18 protein-coding genes and 1 riboswitch are annotated in these 21,059 nt (G+C 36.7%); of the genes, 3 read left to right on the forward strand and 15 right to left on the reverse strand.

All coding sequences use genetic code 11. From position 1 onward, the window contains the following. The first annotated feature begins 144 nt into the window (after nucleotides 1–144). Nucleotides 145–1,794, forward strand: coding sequence for a M20/M25/M40 family metallo-hydrolase (locus tag RCG20_RS10815; RefSeq protein ID WP_308184244.1), 1,650 nt, complete (start codon nucleotides 145–147; stop codon nucleotides 1,792–1,794). 102 nt (nucleotides 1,795–1,896) lie between these two features. Here RCG20_RS10815 and lpdA read toward each other — a convergent pair whose 3' ends face one another. The 5 genes from lpdA to RCG20_RS10840 all read right to left on the reverse strand — a co-directional run bounded on the left by lpdA (nucleotide 1,897) and on the right by RCG20_RS10840 (nucleotide 8,741). Next, on the reverse strand, nucleotides 1,897–3,297 hold the full coding sequence (gene lpdA / locus RCG20_RS10820; RefSeq protein WP_308184245.1) for a dihydrolipoyl dehydrogenase: 1,401 nt from the start codon (nucleotides 3,295–3,297) through the stop codon (nucleotides 1,897–1,899). Nucleotides 3,298–3,359: 62 nt separating this feature from the next. Beyond that, the gene (gene glyA, locus RCG20_RS10825) at nucleotides 3,360–4,625 is read right to left on the reverse strand and encodes a serine hydroxymethyltransferase (protein WP_308184246.1); all 1,266 of its coding nucleotides are present in this window, start codon (nucleotides 4,623–4,625) and stop codon (nucleotides 3,360–3,362) included. A gap of 181 nt (nucleotides 4,626–4,806) precedes the next feature. After that, a riboswitch (glycine riboswitch) is annotated at nucleotides 4,807–4,904 on the reverse strand. Nucleotides 4,905–5,374: 470 nt separating this feature from the next. After that, a complete protein-coding gene (locus RCG20_RS10830) occupies nucleotides 5,375–6,550 on the reverse strand; it encodes an ABC transporter substrate-binding protein (protein ID WP_308184247.1) in 1,176 nt (391 codons plus the stop codon). Nucleotides 6,551–7,011: 461 nt separating this feature from the next. Next, a complete protein-coding gene (gene panF / locus RCG20_RS10835) occupies nucleotides 7,012–8,460 on the reverse strand; it encodes a sodium/pantothenate symporter (protein WP_308184248.1) in 1,449 nt (482 codons plus the stop codon). After that, nucleotides 8,460–8,741 (reverse strand): YhdT family protein, encoded by a 282-nt coding sequence (locus tag RCG20_RS10840; RefSeq protein WP_308184249.1) that lies wholly within the window; start codon nucleotides 8,739–8,741, stop codon nucleotides 8,460–8,462. The genes panF and RCG20_RS10840 overlap by 1 nt, the downstream gene beginning before the upstream one ends. A 206-nt stretch (nucleotides 8,742–8,947) precedes the next feature. Between RCG20_RS10840 and glgP the strand changes: the two genes are divergently transcribed. After that, complete coding sequence (gene glgP / locus RCG20_RS10845) at nucleotides 8,948–10,564, forward strand: alpha-glucan family phosphorylase (RefSeq protein ID WP_308184250.1); 1,617 nt, start codon at nucleotides 8,948–8,950, stop codon at nucleotides 10,562–10,564. Nucleotides 10,565–10,767: 203 nt separating this feature from the next. On the opposite strand, the gene RCG20_RS10850 is transcribed toward glgP, so the two are convergent. After that, nucleotides 10,768–11,124 (reverse strand): cupin domain-containing protein, encoded by a 357-nt coding sequence (locus tag RCG20_RS10850; RefSeq protein WP_308184251.1) that lies wholly within the window; start codon nucleotides 11,122–11,124, stop codon nucleotides 10,768–10,770. A 434-nt stretch (nucleotides 11,125–11,558) separates the two neighbouring features. Here RCG20_RS10850 and RCG20_RS10855 point away from each other — a divergent pair, with 434 nt between their 5' ends. Further along, nucleotides 11,559–13,055, forward strand: a complete 1,497-nt coding sequence (locus RCG20_RS10855) for a peptide MFS transporter (RefSeq protein ID WP_308184252.1) — start codon at nucleotides 11,559–11,561, stop codon at nucleotides 13,053–13,055. Nucleotides 13,056–13,172: 117 nt separating this feature from the next. Here the strand turns inward: RCG20_RS10855 and RCG20_RS10860 are convergent, their stop codons facing one another. From RCG20_RS10860 to RCG20_RS10900, 9 genes are all read right to left on the reverse strand, one after another. Further along, entirely contained in the window at nucleotides 13,173–14,444 is a 1,272-nt protein-coding gene (locus tag RCG20_RS10860) for an MFS transporter (RefSeq protein WP_308184253.1), read from the reverse strand. Nucleotides 14,445–14,659: 215 nt separating this feature from the next. Next, complete coding sequence (locus tag RCG20_RS10865; protein ID WP_308184254.1) at nucleotides 14,660–16,081, reverse strand: tetratricopeptide repeat protein; 1,422 nt, start codon at nucleotides 16,079–16,081, stop codon at nucleotides 14,660–14,662. Between the two features lie 239 nt (nucleotides 16,082–16,320). Further along, the gene (locus RCG20_RS10870) at nucleotides 16,321–16,776 is read right to left on the reverse strand and encodes a DUF2269 family protein (protein ID WP_308184255.1); all 456 of its coding nucleotides are present in this window, start codon (nucleotides 16,774–16,776) and stop codon (nucleotides 16,321–16,323) included. Nucleotides 16,777–16,961: 185 nt separating this feature from the next. Next, nucleotides 16,962–17,672 carry a hypothetical protein gene (locus tag RCG20_RS10875; RefSeq protein WP_308180193.1) on the reverse strand — a complete coding sequence of 237 codons (711 nt, stop codon included), beginning with the start codon at nucleotides 17,670–17,672 and terminating at the stop codon, nucleotides 16,962–16,964. Further along, on the reverse strand, nucleotides 17,672–18,415 hold the full coding sequence (locus RCG20_RS10880; protein ID WP_308180194.1) for a hypothetical protein: 744 nt from the start codon (nucleotides 18,413–18,415) through the stop codon (nucleotides 17,672–17,674). The genes RCG20_RS10875 and RCG20_RS10880 overlap by 1 nt, the downstream gene beginning before the upstream one ends. After that, complete coding sequence (locus tag RCG20_RS10885; protein ID WP_308180195.1) at nucleotides 18,396–19,298, reverse strand: ABC transporter ATP-binding protein; 903 nt, start codon at nucleotides 19,296–19,298, stop codon at nucleotides 18,396–18,398. The genes RCG20_RS10880 and RCG20_RS10885 overlap by 20 nt, the downstream gene beginning before the upstream one ends. A 2-nt stretch (nucleotides 19,299–19,300) precedes the next feature. After that, a complete protein-coding gene (locus tag RCG20_RS10890) occupies nucleotides 19,301–19,675 on the reverse strand; it encodes a GntR family transcriptional regulator (protein WP_308184325.1) in 375 nt (124 codons plus the stop codon). A 66-nt stretch (nucleotides 19,676–19,741) separates the two neighbouring features. Next, nucleotides 19,742–20,005 (reverse strand): beta/alpha barrel domain-containing protein, encoded by a 264-nt coding sequence (locus RCG20_RS21765; protein ID WP_374120458.1) that lies wholly within the window; start codon nucleotides 20,003–20,005, stop codon nucleotides 19,742–19,744. A gap of 219 nt (nucleotides 20,006–20,224) precedes the next feature. Further along, nucleotides 20,225–20,944 carry a sulfite exporter TauE/SafE family protein gene (locus RCG20_RS10900; RefSeq protein ID WP_308180196.1) on the reverse strand — a complete coding sequence of 240 codons (720 nt, stop codon included), beginning with the start codon at nucleotides 20,942–20,944 and terminating at the stop codon, nucleotides 20,225–20,227. Nucleotides 20,945–21,059 lie beyond the last annotated feature (115 nt).

Consider the following 21,059-nt stretch of genomic DNA (forward strand, 5'->3'; position numbering starts at 1 on the left):
CATATGCAGATTATATACAGGTTTTTGAATAAATACAATACTTTTTCTACAAATTTCAACATATTCAAAGTTCTTGACGTATGTTTATACTTTGATATACATTCTTATTAATACTAAAATTATACTAAAAAAGGTGGCTTTATCATGTTGCAATGTCGCGAAGACGTGCTGGCTTTTACAAAACAACTCGTTAACATTGAAAGTATTGTTAACACAGAAGGTGAAAAAGCCATTTCCCAATCTTTATTTTCAATACTTTCTAATCTCCCATATTTCACAAACAATCCTTCTCATATAAAAATAGCCCAAACCATAAATGATGATCACGAGAGATACAATGTTCTTGCATTTGTAAAAGGGACTAAAGGAACTAGTAAACGGACAGTTATTCTTATGGGGCATATGGATACTGTTGGCATTGATGATTTTAACCAATTAAAGAAACTAGCTTGCTTCCCAGATGAATTAATGGAAGCTCTAAAACATGAGGATCTACCACCTTCTGCTCAGGATCATTTGCAATCGGGTGACTGGTTATTTGGGCGAGGTATCCTCGATATGAAGAGTGGTGTAGCAAGTCATCTGTATTTGTTAAAACATTATTCAGAGCATCCCGAAGAGTTAGATGGAAACATTGTTTTCTTAGCAGAGTGTGATGAAGAAGATAGCTCCCATGGAGTTCTTTCCGCTTTAAAAACATTTAAAAGTTGGAAAGAGGAACATCATTTTGACTATGTTGCAGCCATCAATTCAGACTTTGTTTCACCACGATATGTTGGAGATGAAAATCGTTATATTTATAAAGGGACAGTGGGAAAACTTTTACCCTCTTTTTTCATAACCGGAGCAGAAACACATGTAGGTTCCTGTTTTGAAGGGTTGGATCCAAACTTTATTGCTGCTGAATTAACGAGACAAATTAATTACAACCCTGAACTTTGCAACGAAGCTTTTGGTGAGACTACTGTTCCACCAGTCTCTTTAAAACAAACAGATTTAAAGCCATCCTATACTGTTCAGACAGCGTTGTCAGCCTATGTGTACTATAATTTTTTCATTCATTCATGGTCTCCTAAAGATGTACTAACGAAGTTAAAAGAACAAGCATTAATCGCATTTAAGCGGTCCCTTGCTTCTTTTGATGATAGATATAAGCAATATTGTGCCTTGAGCGGTGAACCTTATCTGAATCCACCTTGGGGGCCAAGGGTTTACACATATGAGGAAATGGAACAAATGCTTATTGAAGAGAATGGCAATCCGTTCGTTTCACATATGGATCAATTTAAACAAACGCTCTTACTAGATACTACACTTGACACAAGAATGTTTGCAGCAAGAGTAGTCGAAGAGGCTTGGAAATGGATGAAGGATAAAAATCCGGCCATTATACTTTTCTATTCCTCTCTTTATTCACCAAGAATAGAATTGACAGGAAAAACAAATCACGAACAAGCTTTAATTGACGCATTGGATCAAGCGGTGGAAGCCGTACAGCCAAATTACCAATTTCCTATTATCACCAGAAATTTCTTCCCGTATATTTCAGATATGAGCTTTGTTGCCCTAAGTGATGATGATGAAGGCATAAATGCTGTATCAACTAATGACCCTGGTTGGGGTACAAAGCATTATGTTGACTATCAAGATATTCGAGATATTAATGTACCTGTAATCAACATTGGCCCTTATGGATTAGATGCCCATAAAAAACTAGAGAGAATGGAAATGACCTACTCTCTTGAAATGGTGCCAAATTTAACAAACCTTGTCATAAAAAATCTACTTAAATAGTAGCCTAAAAATTAAGGAACAAAGAAACCCACCTATTCTATCAGGCGGGTTTCTTTCACTTGCTTTACGAATCTAGCTCAAGAAAATAGAGCAAGCTTCCTATTAAGCATGAATTTCCTTACCATAGACTGCTAATGCCGCTTCACCAATAGCTTCTGCCAATGTTGGATGGGGATGTATCGTATGCGCGATGTCCATCGCCGTTGCATCTAATACTCGCGCAAGGCCAGCTTCTGATATCATGTCAGTAACATGCGGCCCTACCATATGTGCTCCTAATAGCTTATTGGATGCTTCATCAACGACAAGCTTAACAAAACCATCTGATTCTCCAAAAACGAGTGCTTTGCCAATCGCGCGGAATGAGAATTTACCTATTTTTACTTGATAGCCTTTCTCTTTTGCCTCGTCTTCTGTTAAACCAACACTTGCAACTTCTGGACTGCAGTATATGCATTTTGAAACAAGAGTCGCATCAATTGGTTTAGCGTTTTCACCCTTCATGTGTTCAATTGCAGTGATTCCTTCATGCGAGGCAACATGGGCAAGCTGCAAGCCCCCAATTACATCACCAATTGCATATATATTTGGTTCATTTGTTAGGTAATATTCATTTGTTTGAATAAAGGCACGGTCCATTAGTACTCTAGTATTTTCAAGTCCTATGCCTTCTACATTTGGGGATCGTCCGACCGATACTAATAGTTTTTCCGCCGAAAATGATGTTTCTTTCCCTTTATGCTCTGCCTTAATTGAAACACCTTCACCTTTTTCTAGTGTTTCTGAAAGGACCTTTGCACTTGTTACGATTTTTACGCCCTTTTTCTTCATCAGACGTGTTATTTCCTTTGAAACATCTTTATCTTCAGTCGGTAAAATGCGATCAGCATATTCAATCACAGTTACTTCTAAGCCAAAATCAATAAGCATGGATGCCCATTCCATCCCAATGACGCCTCCTCCAACAATGATGATTGAAGCTGGAAGATTATCCATCTTAAGTGCTTCATCAGAAGTCATGACATACTTCTCGTCGACTTCTAAGCCAGGGAGGGTTCTTGGGCGAGATCCTGTTGCAATAACAATATTTTTAGTAATAAGTTTAACCTCTTGGTCTTCATTGTTCATTTGCACTAAAACATCTTTTGACTCTAAAATTGTCCCTTTTCCCTCGTAAACATCAATTTTCCCTTTTTTCATTAAATGCTGTATGCCTTTAAATAATCGATCAATAATTTCCTCTTTTCGAGCCTGCACTTTTGAAAAATCCAGTCCCACTTCAGGGGCAATAACACCAAACTCTTCTGCTTTTTTGGTATTAGAATAGATCTCAGCACTTCTTAATAACGCTTTACTAGGGATACAACCAGCATGAAGGCATGTTCCACCAATTTTTCCTTTTTCCACTACAGCAGCTTTTAAACCAAGTTGTGATGCACGAATGGCAGCAACATATCCCCCAGTTCCGCCTCCGATAATGACAACATCATATTCCTTTTCCATTCTATTTCCCTCCTCTAGTTAATACCTTCTTCTTGGACTTTTGTTAGCTTGAAAGTAATACCTTACACAACGTACAGTTTTTGTTGTTGTTGATGTTGAAATAATGGGTAACTATTACAAATTGATTTTATTGTTTCTTTTGCCAATTCTAGAACTTTAGGATTACCTTTACTTTTCAGAACGGCCGCAATTATCTCTGCAATTTGCACCATCTCATCCTTTTTCATCCCGCGCGTTGTTAACGCTGCGGTTCCAAAAAGAACTCCGCTTGTTACACGTGGACTTTCAGGATCGTATGGAATTGTATTTTTATTGACGGTAATTCCTACTTTTTCAAGCAGCATTTCCGCCGCCTTTCCAGTTAAGCCCCATGGCCGTACATCCAATAGCACGACATGAGTATCTGTTCCCCCTGAAACAAGGACAGCACCTTCCTGCTTTAACGTCTCTACAAGTGTTTCAGCATTTTCAATCATCTGTCTGACATATCTTTTAAAGCTTAGCTGTGCTGCCTCATTGAAGGCAACAGCCTTTGCGGCGATCATATGCATAAGCGGGCTACCTTGAATACCTGGAAATACAGCTTTATTTACGGCCTTGAACATTTCTTCATGATCGGTCAAGATAATGCCGCCGCGCGGTCCCCTTAATGTTTGATGTGTAGTGCTCGTCACAACGTCTGCATAAGGGATTGGCGATAGATGTAATCCTGCTGCCACAAGCCCTGCAATATGTGACATATCAACCATCAATTTTGCGCCAACCTTGTTAGCAATTTCTTTAAAACGGGCAAAATCTATTTTTCTCGGATATGCACTTGTACCTGCAACAATCAATTTTGGCTTTTCCCATTTGGCAACCGCCTCAAGATGATCATAATCAAGTAAGTGCGTATCTTCTCTCACCCCATAAGTCGCAATTTCAAACCACTTTTCTAAAATATTGGTTGGACTCCCATGTGTTAAGTATCCACTGTGAGAAAGATTCATCCTCAGTACTTTATCACCAGGCTGAAGTAGGGCGTAAAAGACAGCGAGATTCGCCTGTGCCCCTGAGTCTGGATGTACATTTGCATAGTTGACATCAAATAGCCTCGTAAGACGCTCAATAGCTAATTGTTCTGCTACATCGACATATTCGCATCCACTATAGTTCCGCCTCCCTTGATAACCTTCTGCATATTTATTCGTCATCACACTTCCCATTGCTTCTAGCACGTCTTGACTTACAAAGTTCTCTGATGCAAGTAACTCCAAGGTTTGATGCTGTCTTTCTCTTTCCTTCTCTATTGCGTTAAAAATAGCTAAATCATTATACAATAAACTCATTTTTAGGCCCTCCTTGAAGTTTTCTAGATTTTCGTCGTCTCTCTGAACTTAGCAATCCCAGCCAGTCACATAAAAACCTTTTTCTCTGTAGATCATTTTCTAAGAATCTGTAGCAAACTAGTACGTTTTGTTACCTTTTTTTGCACACAAAAAGGACAAAGAAAGGTAACTAAAGCGTTCTTTACCCTTCTCTGTCCTTTTACCTGAGAGTTTAACTTCCATATAGCAAAGTTACCCCTTTGGTGGCGTTCCATAAACGCACTCTCCAGAGGTGCGTCAAGTTGTAGTTCATCTACCTGAGAGATTGGTTCCAAGGGCCTTTTTGGAACTTGCTCCTTCGGTGGCATATTCTTTCACACTCTCCTACAACCATCATCCGCGCAATATTTAATTTTTGATATTTTCAGATTAACGGTTGGTATTAAACATGTCAATCGTTTTTTTGTAAGCGTTTTTACGCTCTATTCATGAGAAACCTAGTGTGCTAAGAATTCTCATTTTACTTTCCTTTTAAAAAAATAGCCCTAATTCTCTAAAAGGAATTAGAACTACTTTTTTTAACAATGGCTGTTTTCGCATAGATTGTTGTTTTACGTACAAATGGATAGAGCCCGTATTAATCTTAGTATCGTGCTCTTTTCTCTCTCAACTTGACCATAATATATTCAGTAAAACTTGTAAGAACCTGCAAATTAGCAGGCGAATAGCAACAAAGTTTAAGAAAAGAGCCTTAACAATAAAGCATTTTTTTATGGATTAACTTTCGTGTTAAATACTTGTTTTCCATCCTTGTATTCCAATACAGTCGCTGATTTAATTGGATTGTGATCTTTGTCGATTGTGATTATTCCAGTTACAAGGGACAAGTTCTTTGTTTTGGCAAGGGCATCTTTAATTTTGCTTGAATCCGTACCGCCCGCATGCTTAATTGCATCAGCTAATAAATAAACCGTGTCGTAGCCAAGGGCATTGAAAGCGTTAGGTGATTCCCCACCATTCTTTTCTTTATAAGTTGTTACAAATTTTTGAATCGTTTTATCTGGATCTTCAGATGAATAATGGTTCGTAATATAGGTGTTATTTAAAGCATCCGCTCCAGCGAGTTCCACTAGTTTTGGTGAATCCCAGCCATCAGCACCCATAAATGGAACTGTGATACCCAATTCACGAGCTTGCTTAATAATTAAGCCAACTTCTTCATAATACCCCGGAATAAAAATGAATTCTGGATTTTCTGCCTTAATTCGAGTTAACGTAGCACGGAAGTCGGTATCCTTTGCAACATATGCCTCTTCAGATACAATATTTCCTCCCGCTGCTTCAAATGTTTTCTTAAATGAAGCTGCAAGGCCTTTTGCATAATCACTTGCACTATCTGCAAAAATAGCTGCCTTTTTAACCTTTAATTCTTTTGAGGCAAAATTTGCAGCAACGGTTCCTTGGAATGGATCAATAAAAGATGTACGGAAAACGAACTCATTTACTTTTCCACTTTCCCCTACTGTAACATTTGGACTCGTTCCTGAAGGAGTAAGCAAAACCGTTTTCGTATCATTTGCTATTTGTGCTTGAGCAACTGTATCACCACTAGTTGCCGCCCCAATAATTGCCGTTACTTTATCTTGACTTGTTAACTTAATGGCACCATTTGTGGCCTCTGCTGCATCTGATTTATTATCCACTTTAACCAAATCTATCTTCTTGCCCTCAACTCCACCTTTTTTGTTAATCTCGTCAACTGCAAGGTTGATCCCTTTTTCAAGTGATTCTCCATAAGAAGCAACACCGCCAGAGAGTTCCAAGTTGACGCCAATTTTAATCGAATTGCTTTCCCCCGAACTATCTTTCGCTCCTGAACAACCAGCTAGGATTCCCGCAACTAATGTTGAAGCCATAAAAAGCTTCGCAACTCTTTTCTTGACCATGATGTTTCCCCCTCATTTTTTATTTTTCTGACATGAAAAATATAAACTTTTCTTTATAGTAGGTTAGTTCATATATTCACATGGTTAATAAATAGTATTTTAGAACAATTCTGTAAATTAGTCTAGTATAATTTCTATTTATTTTAAAATTTCTGAAATTATCATCTATAGTATCCTTTAAAAAGTAAATCCTTTTATATTTTTAGATTAAAATTATACTACTCTTATTTTAATTGCTATCACAGCTATTCTACGATATGGGAACGCTTACAATTTCCTCCCTTTATATCAAATAATTCATCAACTAGCAGTTATGAGGTATCGGAGATATTTAGTTATTACTATATACAAAAAAGGACATGCGTCTGCACATGTCCCTTTTTTATCAATATGTAGAAAGCAGTGGTGCTACGGAAAAATATATAATCTTTCCGCTAGAATTAAGCGAAGTTCCGCTTGGCTCATACCTCTTTACTATTTTGATTGATTACATTTCGATGGGTTACATAACTTACTACCACAAATCCAAGGAAGGAAATGATTATAGGCAATACTACCGTGTGGAGCCCTAATGCATTCGGATAAAATCGATCTAGTAAAATATAGGAACCCATGCCCAACAACATCGAGGTGATCGCACCATATTTGTTCCCTTTACCCCAGTACAAACCCAAAACAACTGGCCAAATAAAGACAGACTCCAGCCCTCCAAAAGAAAAGAGGTTAAGCCACACGATTAAATCAGGTGGACTTAAGGCAAGAAGAATGACTATGAGTCCGATTATGGTAGTTACACCGAAACTTATCTTTTTCACGTGACTGTCACTTGCATGTGGCTTCACGTAGTTTAAATAAACATCCTTTACAATAGCCGAGCTTACCAGAATTAGTAAGGCATCCACTGTCGACATAATTGCAGCCATTGGAGCCGCAAGGACAATCCCAGCTGCATAGGGCGGCAGCACTTTCATGGACAATAGCGGCATCACCGTATCACCGACCTTAATGCCTGGTAGAATTGGCCGCGCGAAAACTCCAATTAGGTGCATACCAAGCATGATAAAGCCTACAACAATCGTCCCAATAATAATGGCACTATGCATAGCCTTTGAATTTTTATAAGACATTGCTCGAACCGTAATTTGCGGTAGACCTACAACACCAACCCCTACTAAAATCCAAAAGGAGGATACATATGCTGGTGTTAAAGTATGGGCCGCACCAAAAGGGCTGATCAAGTTAGGATTTTCCGCTGCCAAGCTAGAAATAATTTTCGGAATTCCTCCACCAGCCTTAATCGTAGCAATGAGAAGAATCAGTGTTCCGGCAAACATAACAACGCCCTGCACCGCATCAGTTAACGCAACGGCACGAAAGCCGCCAACGATGACAAATACTAAGACTGAAATGACAAAAATCAGCAATGCCGTCGTATAGGATAGACCTGTTAAAGACTCAACCAGCCGCGCTCCACCAACCCATTGTGCTGTCATGGATGAAAAAAGGAAAATAATGATACTTGCAGCTGATATTAACACCACTGCTTTACTTTTATAGCGCTCTTTTAGAAAGTCAACTAAGGTGATTGCCTTATACTGTCTGGCAACAATCGCAAATTTCTTTCCTAATACCATTAACACAAAATAACCAGTTGCAAGTTGGACCATGGCTAGAAATACCCAACCTAGTCCTTGTGTATAGGCTATACCCGGACCACCAATAAAACTACTCGCACTACCATAGGTCGCAACCATGGTCATTGCCAGAATAAATCCACCAAGCTGGCGTTCACCTAAAAAATATTCCTGTAAAAATGAATCCGATTTGATTACAAACTTATTTGACCAAAAACCTACCGCAAAAATAATAAGTAAGAAAATAAGTAAGGGCGTAATTACAGGCCAATTCATTAGAGATCCCCCTCTTCATTGTCAAAGGGAACTTCTTTAAAAAAGAATTTCACACTAATGATGACAAGAACTAACATCACGATAAACCCGAGGATACAACTGTAAAAGAACCATGCAGGCAGTCCAAATACATATGTATAGTTTTCAACCTTTTCACTTCCAAGTCCATATCCAAAACCATACCACCATACAAAATTGATGATGACGAGGATCACTCCTATTAAAGCTTCCCTATGAGCAATCTTAAAACGCTTGTCCCTTGGTTTGACTGTTTTTCTCAACAGTACTCCCCCTCGTATATAAATAATTCCCGTTACAATATAATAACTCAATTTCTCTCGGTTTCAAATAAAAGAAAACTAGCTAAATAAAGTGACAGGCACCATCCATAAAATGGATGGTGCCTGTCACCCTAATCATATTTGAACCTCTTTTTGAATATATTTTTCCTACACAGTCGTAATGCGTGAAAAGTGGGGTGAGTGTTATGGAAAAGGAGAGACTCCCAAGGGTTGCTTACTTTTGCATGGAATATGGGTTGGATTCATCATTAAAGACGTATGCAGGAGGACTCGGCATTTTAGCTGGTGATTTTGTTAAAGGAGCAATGGACAGTGGTTACCCAATTGTTGGGATCGGAATTAAGTGGAAGCAAGGATATACCGATCAGAAAATTGACGAAGACGGTCGACCCTACGATTCTTATATGAATAATGAATATGCCTTTTTAGAGGATACAGGTGTAACGGTTACGGTGAACATTCGATCCCGGGATGTAGTTTGTAAAGTCTGGAAAGTTGATACCTTCGAAAATGTACCCGTGTACCTCTTAGATACAGATCTTCCGGAAAATGAAGATGCTTGGATTACAGGGCAACTATACGGTTGGTTTGGGGAAGAACGTGTTGCTCAAGAAATGGTGCTCGGGATTGGTGGAATACGCGCATTACGGGAATTGGGAAGCAACGTTGATGTATATCATTTTAATGAAGGCCATGCCCTTTTAGCTGGCTTCGAACTGATTAAGGAAAAAATGAATCAAGGGAAGACATTTATTAATGCCCTGTCCTTAACAAAGGAAGAAATTGTGTTTACAACGCATACTCCGGTTGTCCAGGGAAATGAGTTCCATCCAATTGATCGTTTAGTCTATATGGGCGCAAACAATGGGTTAACGATTGATCAGTTAGTTGCAATTGGTGGCGCGCCATTTAATATGACAGTTGGTGCCCTTAATATGTCCCGAAAGGCCAATGCAGTAAGCAAACTGCATGCAAAAACAGCCAATCAGATGTGGGCGCATGTTCAAGATTGCAACGAAATTATTGGCATTACGAATGCCATTCACAAGCCAACATGGGTTGACGAATCGATGATTGCTCTTGCAGAAAAGAATGAGGACGAAAAACTTTGGCAGCAACATGTGAAGAATAAGAGAAAATTAATATCTTTTATTCAAAAAAGAACCGGTGTTAAATTAAACAAAGAAAAACTTATTATTGGTTTTTCAAGAAGAGCAGTTCCATATAAGCGAAGTGATTTTATTTTTCAAAATAGTACTGTTGTTGATCATCTTCTAAAAACGAATCAGATCCAGCTTGTATTTTCAGGGAAAGCCCATCCATTAGATGATACAGGTAAAAGAATAATTGAGAAGCTTATTAGCTATGCAAAAAAATATCCTACTTCCGTTGTTTTTTTAGAAAATTACGATATGGAAATCGGGAAAATGTTAACAACCGGAGCAGACATCTGGTTGAATAACCCTAGAAGGCCGAAAGAAGCAAGTGGTACATCTGGGATGAAGGCAGCCATGAATGGTGTCCTAAATGTTAGCATACTTGATGGTTGGTGGGCAGAGGCCTGTATCCACCGCGTTAACGGCTGGCAAATTGGGGATGGATTCGAAAGTGACGATGAACTGATCCAAGACGAACATGATTTACAATCCCTTTACAAAATTTTACTCAATGAAGTGCTCCCAACATACTACAAAGATCGAAGGAAATGGATCAATCTTATGAAAAATAGTATTCATTCCTGTAAAGACCAGTTTGATGTAAAGAGAATGCTAGCCGAATATTATCAGAAACTGTATATGTGATTGCTGTAATGCACTCTTATTAGGGCCAGATAATCTCGTAAATCGGGATACTTTCTGGTCCTTTTTATCGTTTAAGCACTGAAACAACTAAAAAATGCTCGATTAACATCAAATTAGCTAATCAAGCATTTGAATCTGGTTGTATCATTTAGTTTTAAGATTCCACATCAATTTTGACATTGAGTACATTCAATTTCTAGCAGTTAGCAACTTTCACTTTTTTCAATACTATTGATATTTTCATCATTAACTTTACTCAACGTAACATAAATAGATACATTCTCAGTTCCAGTATTAGTAAAGGCCAGCTTTTTAGTTCCTCCACAATGGACAACATCGTCTTTTGATACTTCAAGATCTCTTCCGTCATACGTAAATGTCCCATTTCCTTGAAGGACATGAAGAAATAATTCTGCACCAATATGGTAGTGTGCAGGCATTTGTTGACCAGGCAAAAAGTTTAAAATAAAAATAGTGCAATCATTACTCTTATACATGACTTGTTTTGTAAATCTAGTTTCTTTTAACTGTTGAAATAAAGCAATCGGTTGTTTCTCCACTTAAAATTCCCCCTTAAAATATTGAAGCCTTTTCTTTTCTCACCTTTTTGTTCTATAATTTCTTTTTTACTTCCAATTGATAATTATTCTCAATTAAATTTTATCATAAAAACATGCCCAAAACAATCTTTCACGGAGTATTTTTTCCCCCTTTTTATCGTTTGGTTGCAATGTCAAGTTTTACAAAGTTAAACTTTTTAGAATCGTCTTGCTTCTGGCCAAGCTACTTTAGGGCTAAAACATGTTAATTACGTTTTTTTATTCTCTATTAAAGAATTAATTTTCCGAGACAACTCATTAAAGGATTACCAATATTTAGAACAGATATATTATTCTAAAAAATCTTTAAAATCTATCAAAACTGACTTATATAGTTTCTTTTGACAAAATCAAACTATTAAAATATTATAGTAATAGAATAAGGAGGTTATTTCATGTCAGGTATAAATAAACAGAAAATTGTGGATAGTGTGCCTCAAAAAGGTTTCTTCGGACATCCTAAAGGTTTATTTACTCTTTTCTTCACCGAGTTTTGGGAACGTTTCTCGTATTATGGAATGAAAGCAATACTTGTTTACTACATGTACTATAGTGTGTCAAAAGGTGGATTAGGTATAGATCAAACCACCGCTCTTGCTATTGTATCTATCTATGGATCATTAGTATATATGGCTGGAATTATTGGCGGATGGTTGGCTGATAGAGTCTTTGGTACATCAAAAGCCGTATTTTATGGTGGAATATTAATTATGCTTGGCCATATCGCTTTAGCAATTCCTGGAAGCGTTTCCATGTTCTTCGTTTCCATGATCTTAATCGTTATTGGTACAGGATTACTTAAGCCTAACGTTTCAAGTGTGGTCGGTGAAATGTACGCTGAAACAGATGATCGCCGCGATGCTGGATTCAGCATTTACTATATGGGAATTAACCTTGGTGCCTTCCTTTCTCCCCTAATTGTTGGATCAAAATTAATAATGAACACTAGTTTCCATATTGGATTTGGTATTGCTGCTGTAGGTATGTTCTTTGGTTTAATCATGTTTATGACTACAAAGAAAAAGAATCTTGGACTTGCTGGTACAATAGTAAAAAATCCATTATCACCTTCAGAAAAGAAAAAATTCTCTATCATCATTAGTTTAGCTGTTATTGTAGTTGGGATTATCCTTGCTATTCTAATTCCAGCAGGCAAATTCACATTTGCTACTTTAATTTCATTAGTAGGTTTTTTAGGTATCATTATTCCAACTCTTTACTTTATCGTCATGTACCGCAGTCCTAAAACAACAGCGGTTGAACGTTCAAGGGTTCTTGCTTATATCCCGTTATTTATTGCTGCTGTTATGTTCTGGGCTATTCAAGAGCAAGGATCAACTATTCTTGCTAACTATGCAGACAAGCGGACACAGTTAGATTTTGCAGGAATGAGTATATCTCCTGCTTGGTTCCAATCATTAAACCCATTATTCATTATTACTTTAGCACCTGTTTTTGCTTGGTTATGGGTGAAGCTTGGAAAACGTCAACCAACTATTCCGCAAAAATTCTCTTTAGGATTATTATTCTCTGGTCTATCCTTTATTGTGATTTTGTTGCCAGCTTACCTTGGCGGTACAAATTCATTGGTTAACCCATTGTGGCTTGTTCTTAGTTATCTCGTTTGTGTACTTGGAGAATTATGCTTATCACCTGTTGGACTTTCAGCATCTACAAAGTTAGCTCCAGGAGCCTTCCAAGCACAAATGATGAGCTTATGGTTCTTAGCAAATGCGGCTGCACAAGCTCTTAATGCACAAATGGTTAAATTCTATACCCCTGAGACAGAAATGGCTTACTTTGGTGTGATTGGTGGAGCATCGATCATCCTTGGTATCATCCTCCTTGCAATTTCTCCAAAAATTCAAGGCTTTATGAAGGGTGTAAGGTAAATCCTTTCCATTTCTATAATATTTTTGACATAACAAAAATGCCCGATCGGCCTTAGCGCTAATCGGGCATTTTCTTTTACTATCAACTCAGAGTCTAATTCCTAAAAACTAAACCAATCATTCACCTTTCTGTTTTGCTTCTTGACGTTGTTCATTAATGAGAATCCCTCCAATTAAGCCCAGCAGCGAGAAAGTGACTGGAATAATAAAACCGTACTGGTATCCTACAGTGCTTGGAGCAGTATGAAAATGGTCTAAAATTTTTCCAAAAATACTTGGTAATAGGACTGCACTTAAAAACCCACCCGTATTCGCAAATCCTGAAACAACACCGACTTCTTTCATTGCAAACGATTTACGAACAACCACAAATGTTAAAGAACTTGCTCCATTTCCATAACCAATAATTAAAAAAAGAATAATAAGCAGGAAGAATGGCGGCTTCCCATTGAATAAAAGAAAAGCACCCCAACTTAAAAGCACAAAAACGTGGGCAATAACATACGGGCGTTTCACCGATTCAAAACGCGTGGTAATCCAGCTTGTTAGAGGCGCGCCAATCAATGCCCCTACTAGTCCAATCATAATGAGCTGGCTCGCATTAGAACGTGTCATCCCATACACATGCATCCCATATGGAACAGCCCATGAACCAATAAATCCTACATATGTGCCAACAAGTCCAAAATGGCATAAGAATGTTGCCCATGCTTGACGATCAGAAAAAACGCGACGTAAAAGGACAAAGGTTTTTTCCCGTTTTTCTTTTATTTTACCAGAAGGTTTGTTTGCTAAAGGATCGCTTTTTATTAGTTGTTTCGGCTTTTTAACAAGGACATAATAAAGAATAACTCCACAAAGACATAATATAATTCCTACTGTAAAAAATGGCACTCTCCAACCAGATAAAGTAATCCATGCTGAAAATGGATATGTCGACATCAAGAAACCAAGGCTTCCAGTCATGCCGGCCATTCCAAGTAATCCAACAAACTCTTTCACCTTAAACCACTGGCTTAATATTAATACTAAATTAACCCAAATGGTCGCATCTCCCATTCCTACCATCAACCTAGCAATAAGTAGTACAAATTCATTCGGTGCAAGACTATAAATTACTGTCCCTATCCCATTAAGTACGGCCCCCACAATAAGAAAAAGGTTGGGGCCGAACCGATCGGATAATACCCCAATCGGAATTTGCAAACTAGCGTATGCTAAAAATTGAATACTTGTCAGTAATCCAATCGTCGATGCTGTTACATTAAAATCCTTCATCAATTGATCTGAAATTAATCCTGGGGCTGTTCTTTGAGTCACAATTACAAAATAAGTAAACAACACTGTTGTGAAAACAACCCATCTATACCTACTATTTTTTTTATCCAATTGTCTCTACTCCTGATAGCTAAACTTTTATCCGTATATTATACTCCATATTTTTTCAGATAGCCTTGTTAAAAGAACTGGAATTTACGAAGTTGTTATTACCTTTTTATCCACGAAAAAACAAAAATCCCCCTAAGGAGATTAATGGTATGAAGAAAAAGGGGGGAACTATCTCAAAAACGAATACACGCCCCTATTTTTATGTAGCTATGTTTTCATCCAGTTTCTTGATTGCTTTTTAATTGGATATATACCTTTTGATAGTCTGCCGCTTCATTTACCATACCTTTGTGTTGATACATTTTACTGATTTTTTGTGCTGGTGAAGGATCTTGTGGTTGAAGTTCCATTTCCCAGAAGAAGCAATCGATCGCTTTATCAAATTGATTAAACTCTGCATAATAATCACCCAATTCCATCATCCGATCGGGATCCTCTAACAACTCAACCATTTTATGCACTTTTCTCATCACACCAGAGTGTGAAAGTAATTTTTGAATAGGTAAAAGTCTTTCGTAAACCGCTTCAAGACCATGCTCCTCTAGCAGAATCACAACAAGTTGAAACATTCTCTGTTCTGATTGTTTGGTATTACCTTTATGAACTAGCTGCTCCAACATAAATATGAAGTGATCTAAGTGGGCTACTAAAAATGCAGCATTTAAATTCTCCCATATTTTATTAAGGATTTCATCATAGGAGCTTGGCAGGTCATGAATGAAATTTAATAGATATTCAGCAGCTTCTTCATAATTACCTTGTTGAATCATTTTTTCAATCATTTCGTTAGCGTCAGGCAACACTAGATACGGATTTATTTTTACCTTTTCTAAAATCAAGATCCATTCTCTCATTGTAACTAACTGTAATGCAATTTCCGTATATTTTTCCACAAATTCAACCTTTTGTACTTGTTCAACCTTTTCTAACCAAAGCAGTAACAACTCTACTGATCCATTTTGTTTAGCTAGAATCTCTTCTAAAAGGGCATGTTCATCTGGATTTGATCTATTTTTGAAGCAATGTAATTCAACATAAAGAGGATCCTTTTTTAGGATTGAAGGTAAACTCGAAGATTTGTAAAAGTCGTGGTAAGAATAGAATTCCTGTGAATTCAGACGCTCTTTTGCTGATTTAAGTGTTGGTGCAAAACCATTTAAAATTTGAATGATCTGAAAAGACATACTAAAATTGCCTTCTCTTCTATAGTGAAAAAAGATGTTGTCAATGATCTTAATAAGCTGGTTATGTTCAAAAAACGAATCAAGGGTTGTGGCGATATGGGCCAATTCTTGCAGAGAATAGTGGGTTTGTAGTTGGGAGAAGAGTTTATTTTTGTTCGGAATTGAAACGGATAAGTTGGGGATTAATGCTGTTAAAATTGGATGAGGAGATTCAATAACAATACCTTCATGAAATGCCTTTTTTATAAATGATCCGTCTTCCACTAGATCAAGTTTATCCCCATAAATCAGAGAGTTTTTATAGTAGATAAAATAAAATCTTTCGTTTTCTGTTGTTAACACATCTATTACTTTGCTTCTTGCAAAAATGGCTGCTCGAATAACAGTACCCTTTACCATCTTCTTTTTATCTTTTATGGTTATTTCAGTTGGCATTATAAGATTCTTATGCATATCAACTTTGCCCCCTATTATAATAGATATTCAAGCAAGTTCACTTATTTTAAAGACTTTTGTGAATTTATTATACCATAAGTCTGCCAAAAGAGTGGCTCTACATACCCCATCCTAAATAATCCCAAAAGTTTCAAAAAATCCACTTAACGCCCACACCAGAAAATAGAGGAGTAGGCGTCCACATGTAACGATAAAGCTATCAATAAAAAATTATAATCATCCGTAGACAATTGTATTTAAAATGGTTTTAAAATCATTAGGGAAATAATGATCAAAAAGATTACATTTTCAAGGTATTCATATCTGAAAAGTTTTCTTGATAAACGTTTATACTCTTCAGGTATCTCCTCACCTTTATGTGAGTTCAAAAGGGCTTTAATCGGTTTTGAGCTTGGTGATAAGGCAATTGGGCCTAGCGCAAGGGTTATCAAAAAGAGTGTTAGACTCGTAACATACCATCCCATATGAAAAAGGTAGGTATTTAAGAAGCCCATTGTCAAACCAGTGATTAGTAAAAGTGTGCCACCAATCATGACAAAGATATGTAACTTATGTCTTATCGCATAGGAATGTCTTAATTCAGTCATGTTTTTCCCTGATCTTACAACTGTGGTTAATATAAAACCTGGTCCCATCCCCAAAATAGCTGAGAAAATATGGATAAAAACAACAACTTCATAGAAAGTACTCACTTATAGGTCAACCTCCTTACTTATCATCATTATTTTACCATAAGCACACCCTTTATGGTAAAATCCGCTAGTGTCATTTTGGCGAACATTGTTATTAATTTAATGCTTCTTAACTAAAACCACACCGGTGCATGCCACCAGTGTGGTTAGGCCATTCTAAAACTCTAACATAAAAACAACAACCCCTACTTAACAAATTCAACGTTTAGGTTTGATTTATCAATAACTTCAAGATCTATAGGGATTCGCAAGTAAAGGATGCTTTGTCCTTCAGAGAAACTTGTATTGTGACTAAACAATTTTCCTCCTGTAAATTGGTTAACAGAAAATGCATTTTCAAACTGGGTAAATTCAATTTTATCTTTTTTGGGGTTACTAACGATTAGCCGATTTCCCAATAATTCAAGACGAGGTGAGCTTTTTAAGTTAGTAATATCCATATCATTTATACTTGATCTTGTTTTAAAAAGGATAGCCTCAATTTTATCATCATTTATTTTCTTTCTTTCCACAATGACTTGAGTACCTAAGAACTTTTTATTTTTGAGTGTTACAATAAGTTGATGGTCATGATAATCATAGTTCCACTTTTTACTGATGTATTTAGAGTCTACCTTATCAATTCTTCCCTCTGTAACTGCATTATATAAATTTGTATTTTCCTTCTCTAGACCTTGGCTGTGCACCATTTTCATATCAGGTATTACATTGGTAGGAAGGACCGTAACCAAACCTGCGCAGATAAGCAAGATACCAATATATCCACCTAGAACCCACCGAATTCGATTACTATATACGTATTTTCCCCTTCGGTTTACGGTTATTTTCATATTTTTAGCCACTACTACAACAACGACTAAGATTAGAATGATTAACGCAGATAAGAAACTAAACATTATCTGACCTCCATTCTATTTAACACAACAAATGAACTGGAAAATAACAAACCTACAATAACAATGACCTTGAACGTAAATAGTGGAACTGATGACTCTGTAAGGAGAAACTCATAAAGGGCTGTTACTATCTTTGCCTTCCCACTACCTTCTCCGATTAATGCTCCAAAAAAGGCGGCTGGCAACAATAGTATGAATATTTTATTGATCTGGACGAGCGTTCCGACAAAATAGCCTAACGCACATGCTAGAAAAACATATAAGCTAGTCGAGAAAATACCAAGTAATAATTCTGAAGTGGTAGCCATAGTGCTAGTGCTAGTCACATATTGTTGACTAGTAAAGTAATACAAAATAACCCTTATTAAATACGGCGAAAACATGGCGGTAAAACCACCGATTAAACTTGCCGTCAACAAAAATAAAGCATTAGATACATTACTGCTTAACCTATTTGTAACAAAAGAGAAGTCGTCATTTCTATATGCCTTTGTTGTGATGAGGACAGCTGTAATAAAACCCCATAACATTGTAAAAACAACAACAATACCAGCAGAATAATAATGGACATTAATTTCGAAACCATCACTACTTGCGCCACTCGTCCCGACCCCACCATTCGAGAAGATAATGGCTAACACTTGTAGAACGACTAGTGTAAAAAACACCTGAACATATGACTTCAGCTTATAGGAATACTGTTTTTTTACTATATGAGAGAAACTAGGCTTTGATAAAGACATCATCAATTCCCCCTTTCGTTTTACTAGTCATGTAGACACATAAATCACTTGGTGTAATCGGTGAGATATCTATCATAGCAACATGTATATTTTTTAAATCAGCTTCAGAAAAATCATTCTTCACAACCACATACGAATGATCTGCACCGATGCATTTCGTATAAAAAACTTCTCTGTTCTTTGTCCATTCATTTATAATTGTCGTCTTCCCCTGAAGACCAATCGCCCATTCCAACAAATCTGTAACTGGGAGATGAAGGAGCTCTTTCCCATCTTTAATCAGCAAAATATCTTCTAATAAATCCTCAATTTCATTCAAATGGTGGCTTGAAATAATTATCGTACGAGGAAATGCAATATAGTCCTTGAGCAGGGCTCGATAAAAATCTTTTCTTATTGCTGCATCCATTCCTGTCGTTGGTTCATCAAAAATCGTTAACTTACATCTGGCCGATATTCCTAAAATGATAGTAAATGTGCTTTTCATTCCCTTAGACAGACTGGAATAATGCTGCATGGGGTTGAAAGAGAAATATTCAAAAAGGCGATTTGCAAGCACACGGTCCCAATTTTTATAAAAGGTTGCTGCTTCTTCTACTATCTCCCTGAGGCATAAGAATGAAGAGAAATCCATTTGATCATGAATAAAAATAAGGTTCGCTGAAACCATGAGATTGTTAAAGGGTTTTTCCGAAAAAACATTGATCACCCCAGATGTCTCTTTCACATGACCTGAAATGATTTTAAGCAAGGTTGTTTTTCCTACCCCATTTCGCCCAATCAATCCAGTGATTTTATTTTCTTCTATTTTAAACGTTAGGTTGTTAAGTGCTTTTGTTTTTCCGTAGACTTTTGTTAGTCCATTGCATTCAATCACGTTCATTCCTATGCCTCCCCCTTGTTTTCTGTTTTAATCATTTCGATCAATTCATCTTTGCTTACCTTCAATCGTTCCGCTTCCATGACAATTTCTGAAACTAACCTTTTTAACGTTTGGCTTTTCCGTTTGGTAAGGATCATTTCTTTTGCGGTAAGGGCGACAAACATTCCAAGCCCCCGTTTTTTATATAAAATTTGTTCTTCCGCTAATATATTTAGACCCTTTGCTGCCGTTGCTGGGTTAATATTAAAGATCTCTGCTAGCTGATACTGGGAGTAAATTTTTTGATCGCCTTGGAAACTGCCATTCAAAATCTCTCTCTCAAGCCATTCCGAAATCTGCAAATAAATTGGCTTTGTACCGTCCAAATTAAGAATCAACATTTCTCCCCCTTTCTAATCATAGTACATTAGTGGTGTAATGTAGTATATATTAATTTGAAAAAATTAACAATATTTTTTTCCATTTATTAGCTGCGATAAGGCCTCGGGAAATATGGCAGCTGCTCTTGCCTCGACATTGCACTTGATTCGTTCGATTGCAGCTGCATCCTTCCAAGCCATAATAACTAGAGTGCGAGCGACATTCAAAACACCACCAAAACCCGTATCTATGTCAACAAGTAGGATAAGCTGTACAATTTTTATAATTTGCTGAGCATGTCTAGCCCTAGCCACTTCATTTGAATAAATCAAGCCAAGATCAGGCAATCCTTTACTTGCTGTAATGCGGCACGACAAATAAGGGTTCAATTTAATGCCAGAAAATAACCTCTAGGAAAATACACAAAGGGATAGTTCTGCAAGTATTTTGGATACCTGCAAAACTATCCCTTCTATTTCCATCCTTTAAATTTATACTATCTTCCTTTGTCTCTCTTATTGTTTATACTTTGGCCAATTTTTAATAACCCTTTTAAGCTTTTATATCTACCATTTCCAACTTTCAATGAACAGATAAATTCCTGTAAACAGCAATATAATATATGTAAATATCCGAAAGAGACTTTGATTAATATATTTAAATAAAAGTTGACCCAAATATAAACCTACTAATACAAGTGGTAACGCAAAACCACTTGAAATCCAGATTGTTTTATCAGTTCCAGCAAAAATGATTTGGATTAATAAACTCACAAAGTAGATAAATAAATAAAAAGCTAGTGTAGTACCTCGTAACTTTTCCTTTTGAGTATCTGTTCCTGAAAAATAAAGCAATAAAGGCGGTCCAGGCATACCTATACTGGTCGTCAGAGAACCTGACAGGCCACCAACAAGAAAATCTCTACCATTAGTCTGATTTATACGAAACTGAAGCATTAATATAATTGTTAATACAAGGATGATCAGGCTTATTCCTAACTTTAATTTATTAATGTCTATTAACAAGAAGATTATAATTCCAATTGGTAGACCACTAGCACTTCCAATCACAAATCTTTTAAGAATTCCAAAATCAATATCATTCCGAATTTTAGTTAGTAAAGAACAGGATATAACTAACGATAAAATTAAATTAATTTGAATCGCTTCAATTGGTTTAAATATCAAAAGAAGAAATGGTGTGGCCAAAATTGAAAAGCCAAATCCAGTGCTAGTTTGTAGTATGGATGCCACCAAAATTATAACAACAAATATAAATGGATCCATACAACACCTACTTTCTTACTACAGTCATATTAGCTAAAATGACATAATTTATAATTTTAGTCTAATAAAATTCAACCAAAACTTAGGTCCATGCTTACGTATAGAAAAGTGACGG

It is taken from the genome of Neobacillus sp. PS3-40 (assembly GCF_030915485.1).
Classification (GTDB): domain Bacteria; phylum Bacillota; class Bacilli; order Bacillales; family Cytobacillaceae; genus JAUZPL01.

What these genes read in the sequence shown, in the direction of transcription:
- panF (WP_308184248.1), bottom strand. Translation starts at nt 8,460, where the DNA reads ATGAATTGGCCTGTAATTACGCCCTTACTTATTTTCTTACTTATTATT.
- lpdA (WP_308184245.1), bottom strand. Translation starts at nt 3,297, where the DNA reads ATGGAAAAGGAATATGATGTTGTCATTATCGGAGGCGGAACTGGGGGA.
- RCG20_RS10830 (WP_308184247.1), bottom strand. Translation starts at nt 6,550, where the DNA reads ATGGTCAAGAAAAGAGTTGCGAAGCTTTTTATGGCTTCAACATTAGTT.
- RCG20_RS10865 (WP_308184254.1), bottom strand. Translation starts at nt 16,081, where the DNA reads ATGCATAAGAATCTTATAATGCCAACTGAAATAACCATAAAAGATAAA.
- RCG20_RS10815 (WP_308184244.1), top strand. Translation starts at nt 145, where the DNA reads ATGTTGCAATGTCGCGAAGACGTGCTGGCTTTTACAAAACAACTCGTT.
- RCG20_RS10875 (WP_308180193.1), bottom strand. Translation starts at nt 17,672, where the DNA reads ATGTTTAGTTTCTTATCTGCGTTAATCATTCTAATCTTAGTCGTTGTT.
- glyA (WP_308184246.1), bottom strand. Translation starts at nt 4,625, where the DNA reads ATGAGTTTATTGTATAATGATTTAGCTATTTTTAACGCAATAGAGAAG.
- RCG20_RS10855 (WP_308184252.1), top strand. Translation starts at nt 11,559, where the DNA reads ATGTCAGGTATAAATAAACAGAAAATTGTGGATAGTGTGCCTCAAAAA.
- RCG20_RS10880 (WP_308180194.1), bottom strand. Translation starts at nt 18,415, where the DNA reads ATGTCTTTATCAAAGCCTAGTTTCTCTCATATAGTAAAAAAACAGTAT.
- RCG20_RS10900 (WP_308180196.1), bottom strand. Translation starts at nt 20,944, where the DNA reads ATGGATCCATTTATATTTGTTGTTATAATTTTGGTGGCATCCATACTA.
- RCG20_RS10885 (WP_308180195.1), bottom strand. Translation starts at nt 19,298, where the DNA reads ATGAACGTGATTGAATGCAATGGACTAACAAAAGTCTACGGAAAAACA.
- glgP (WP_308184250.1), top strand. Translation starts at nt 8,948, where the DNA reads ATGGAAAAGGAGAGACTCCCAAGGGTTGCTTACTTTTGCATGGAATAT.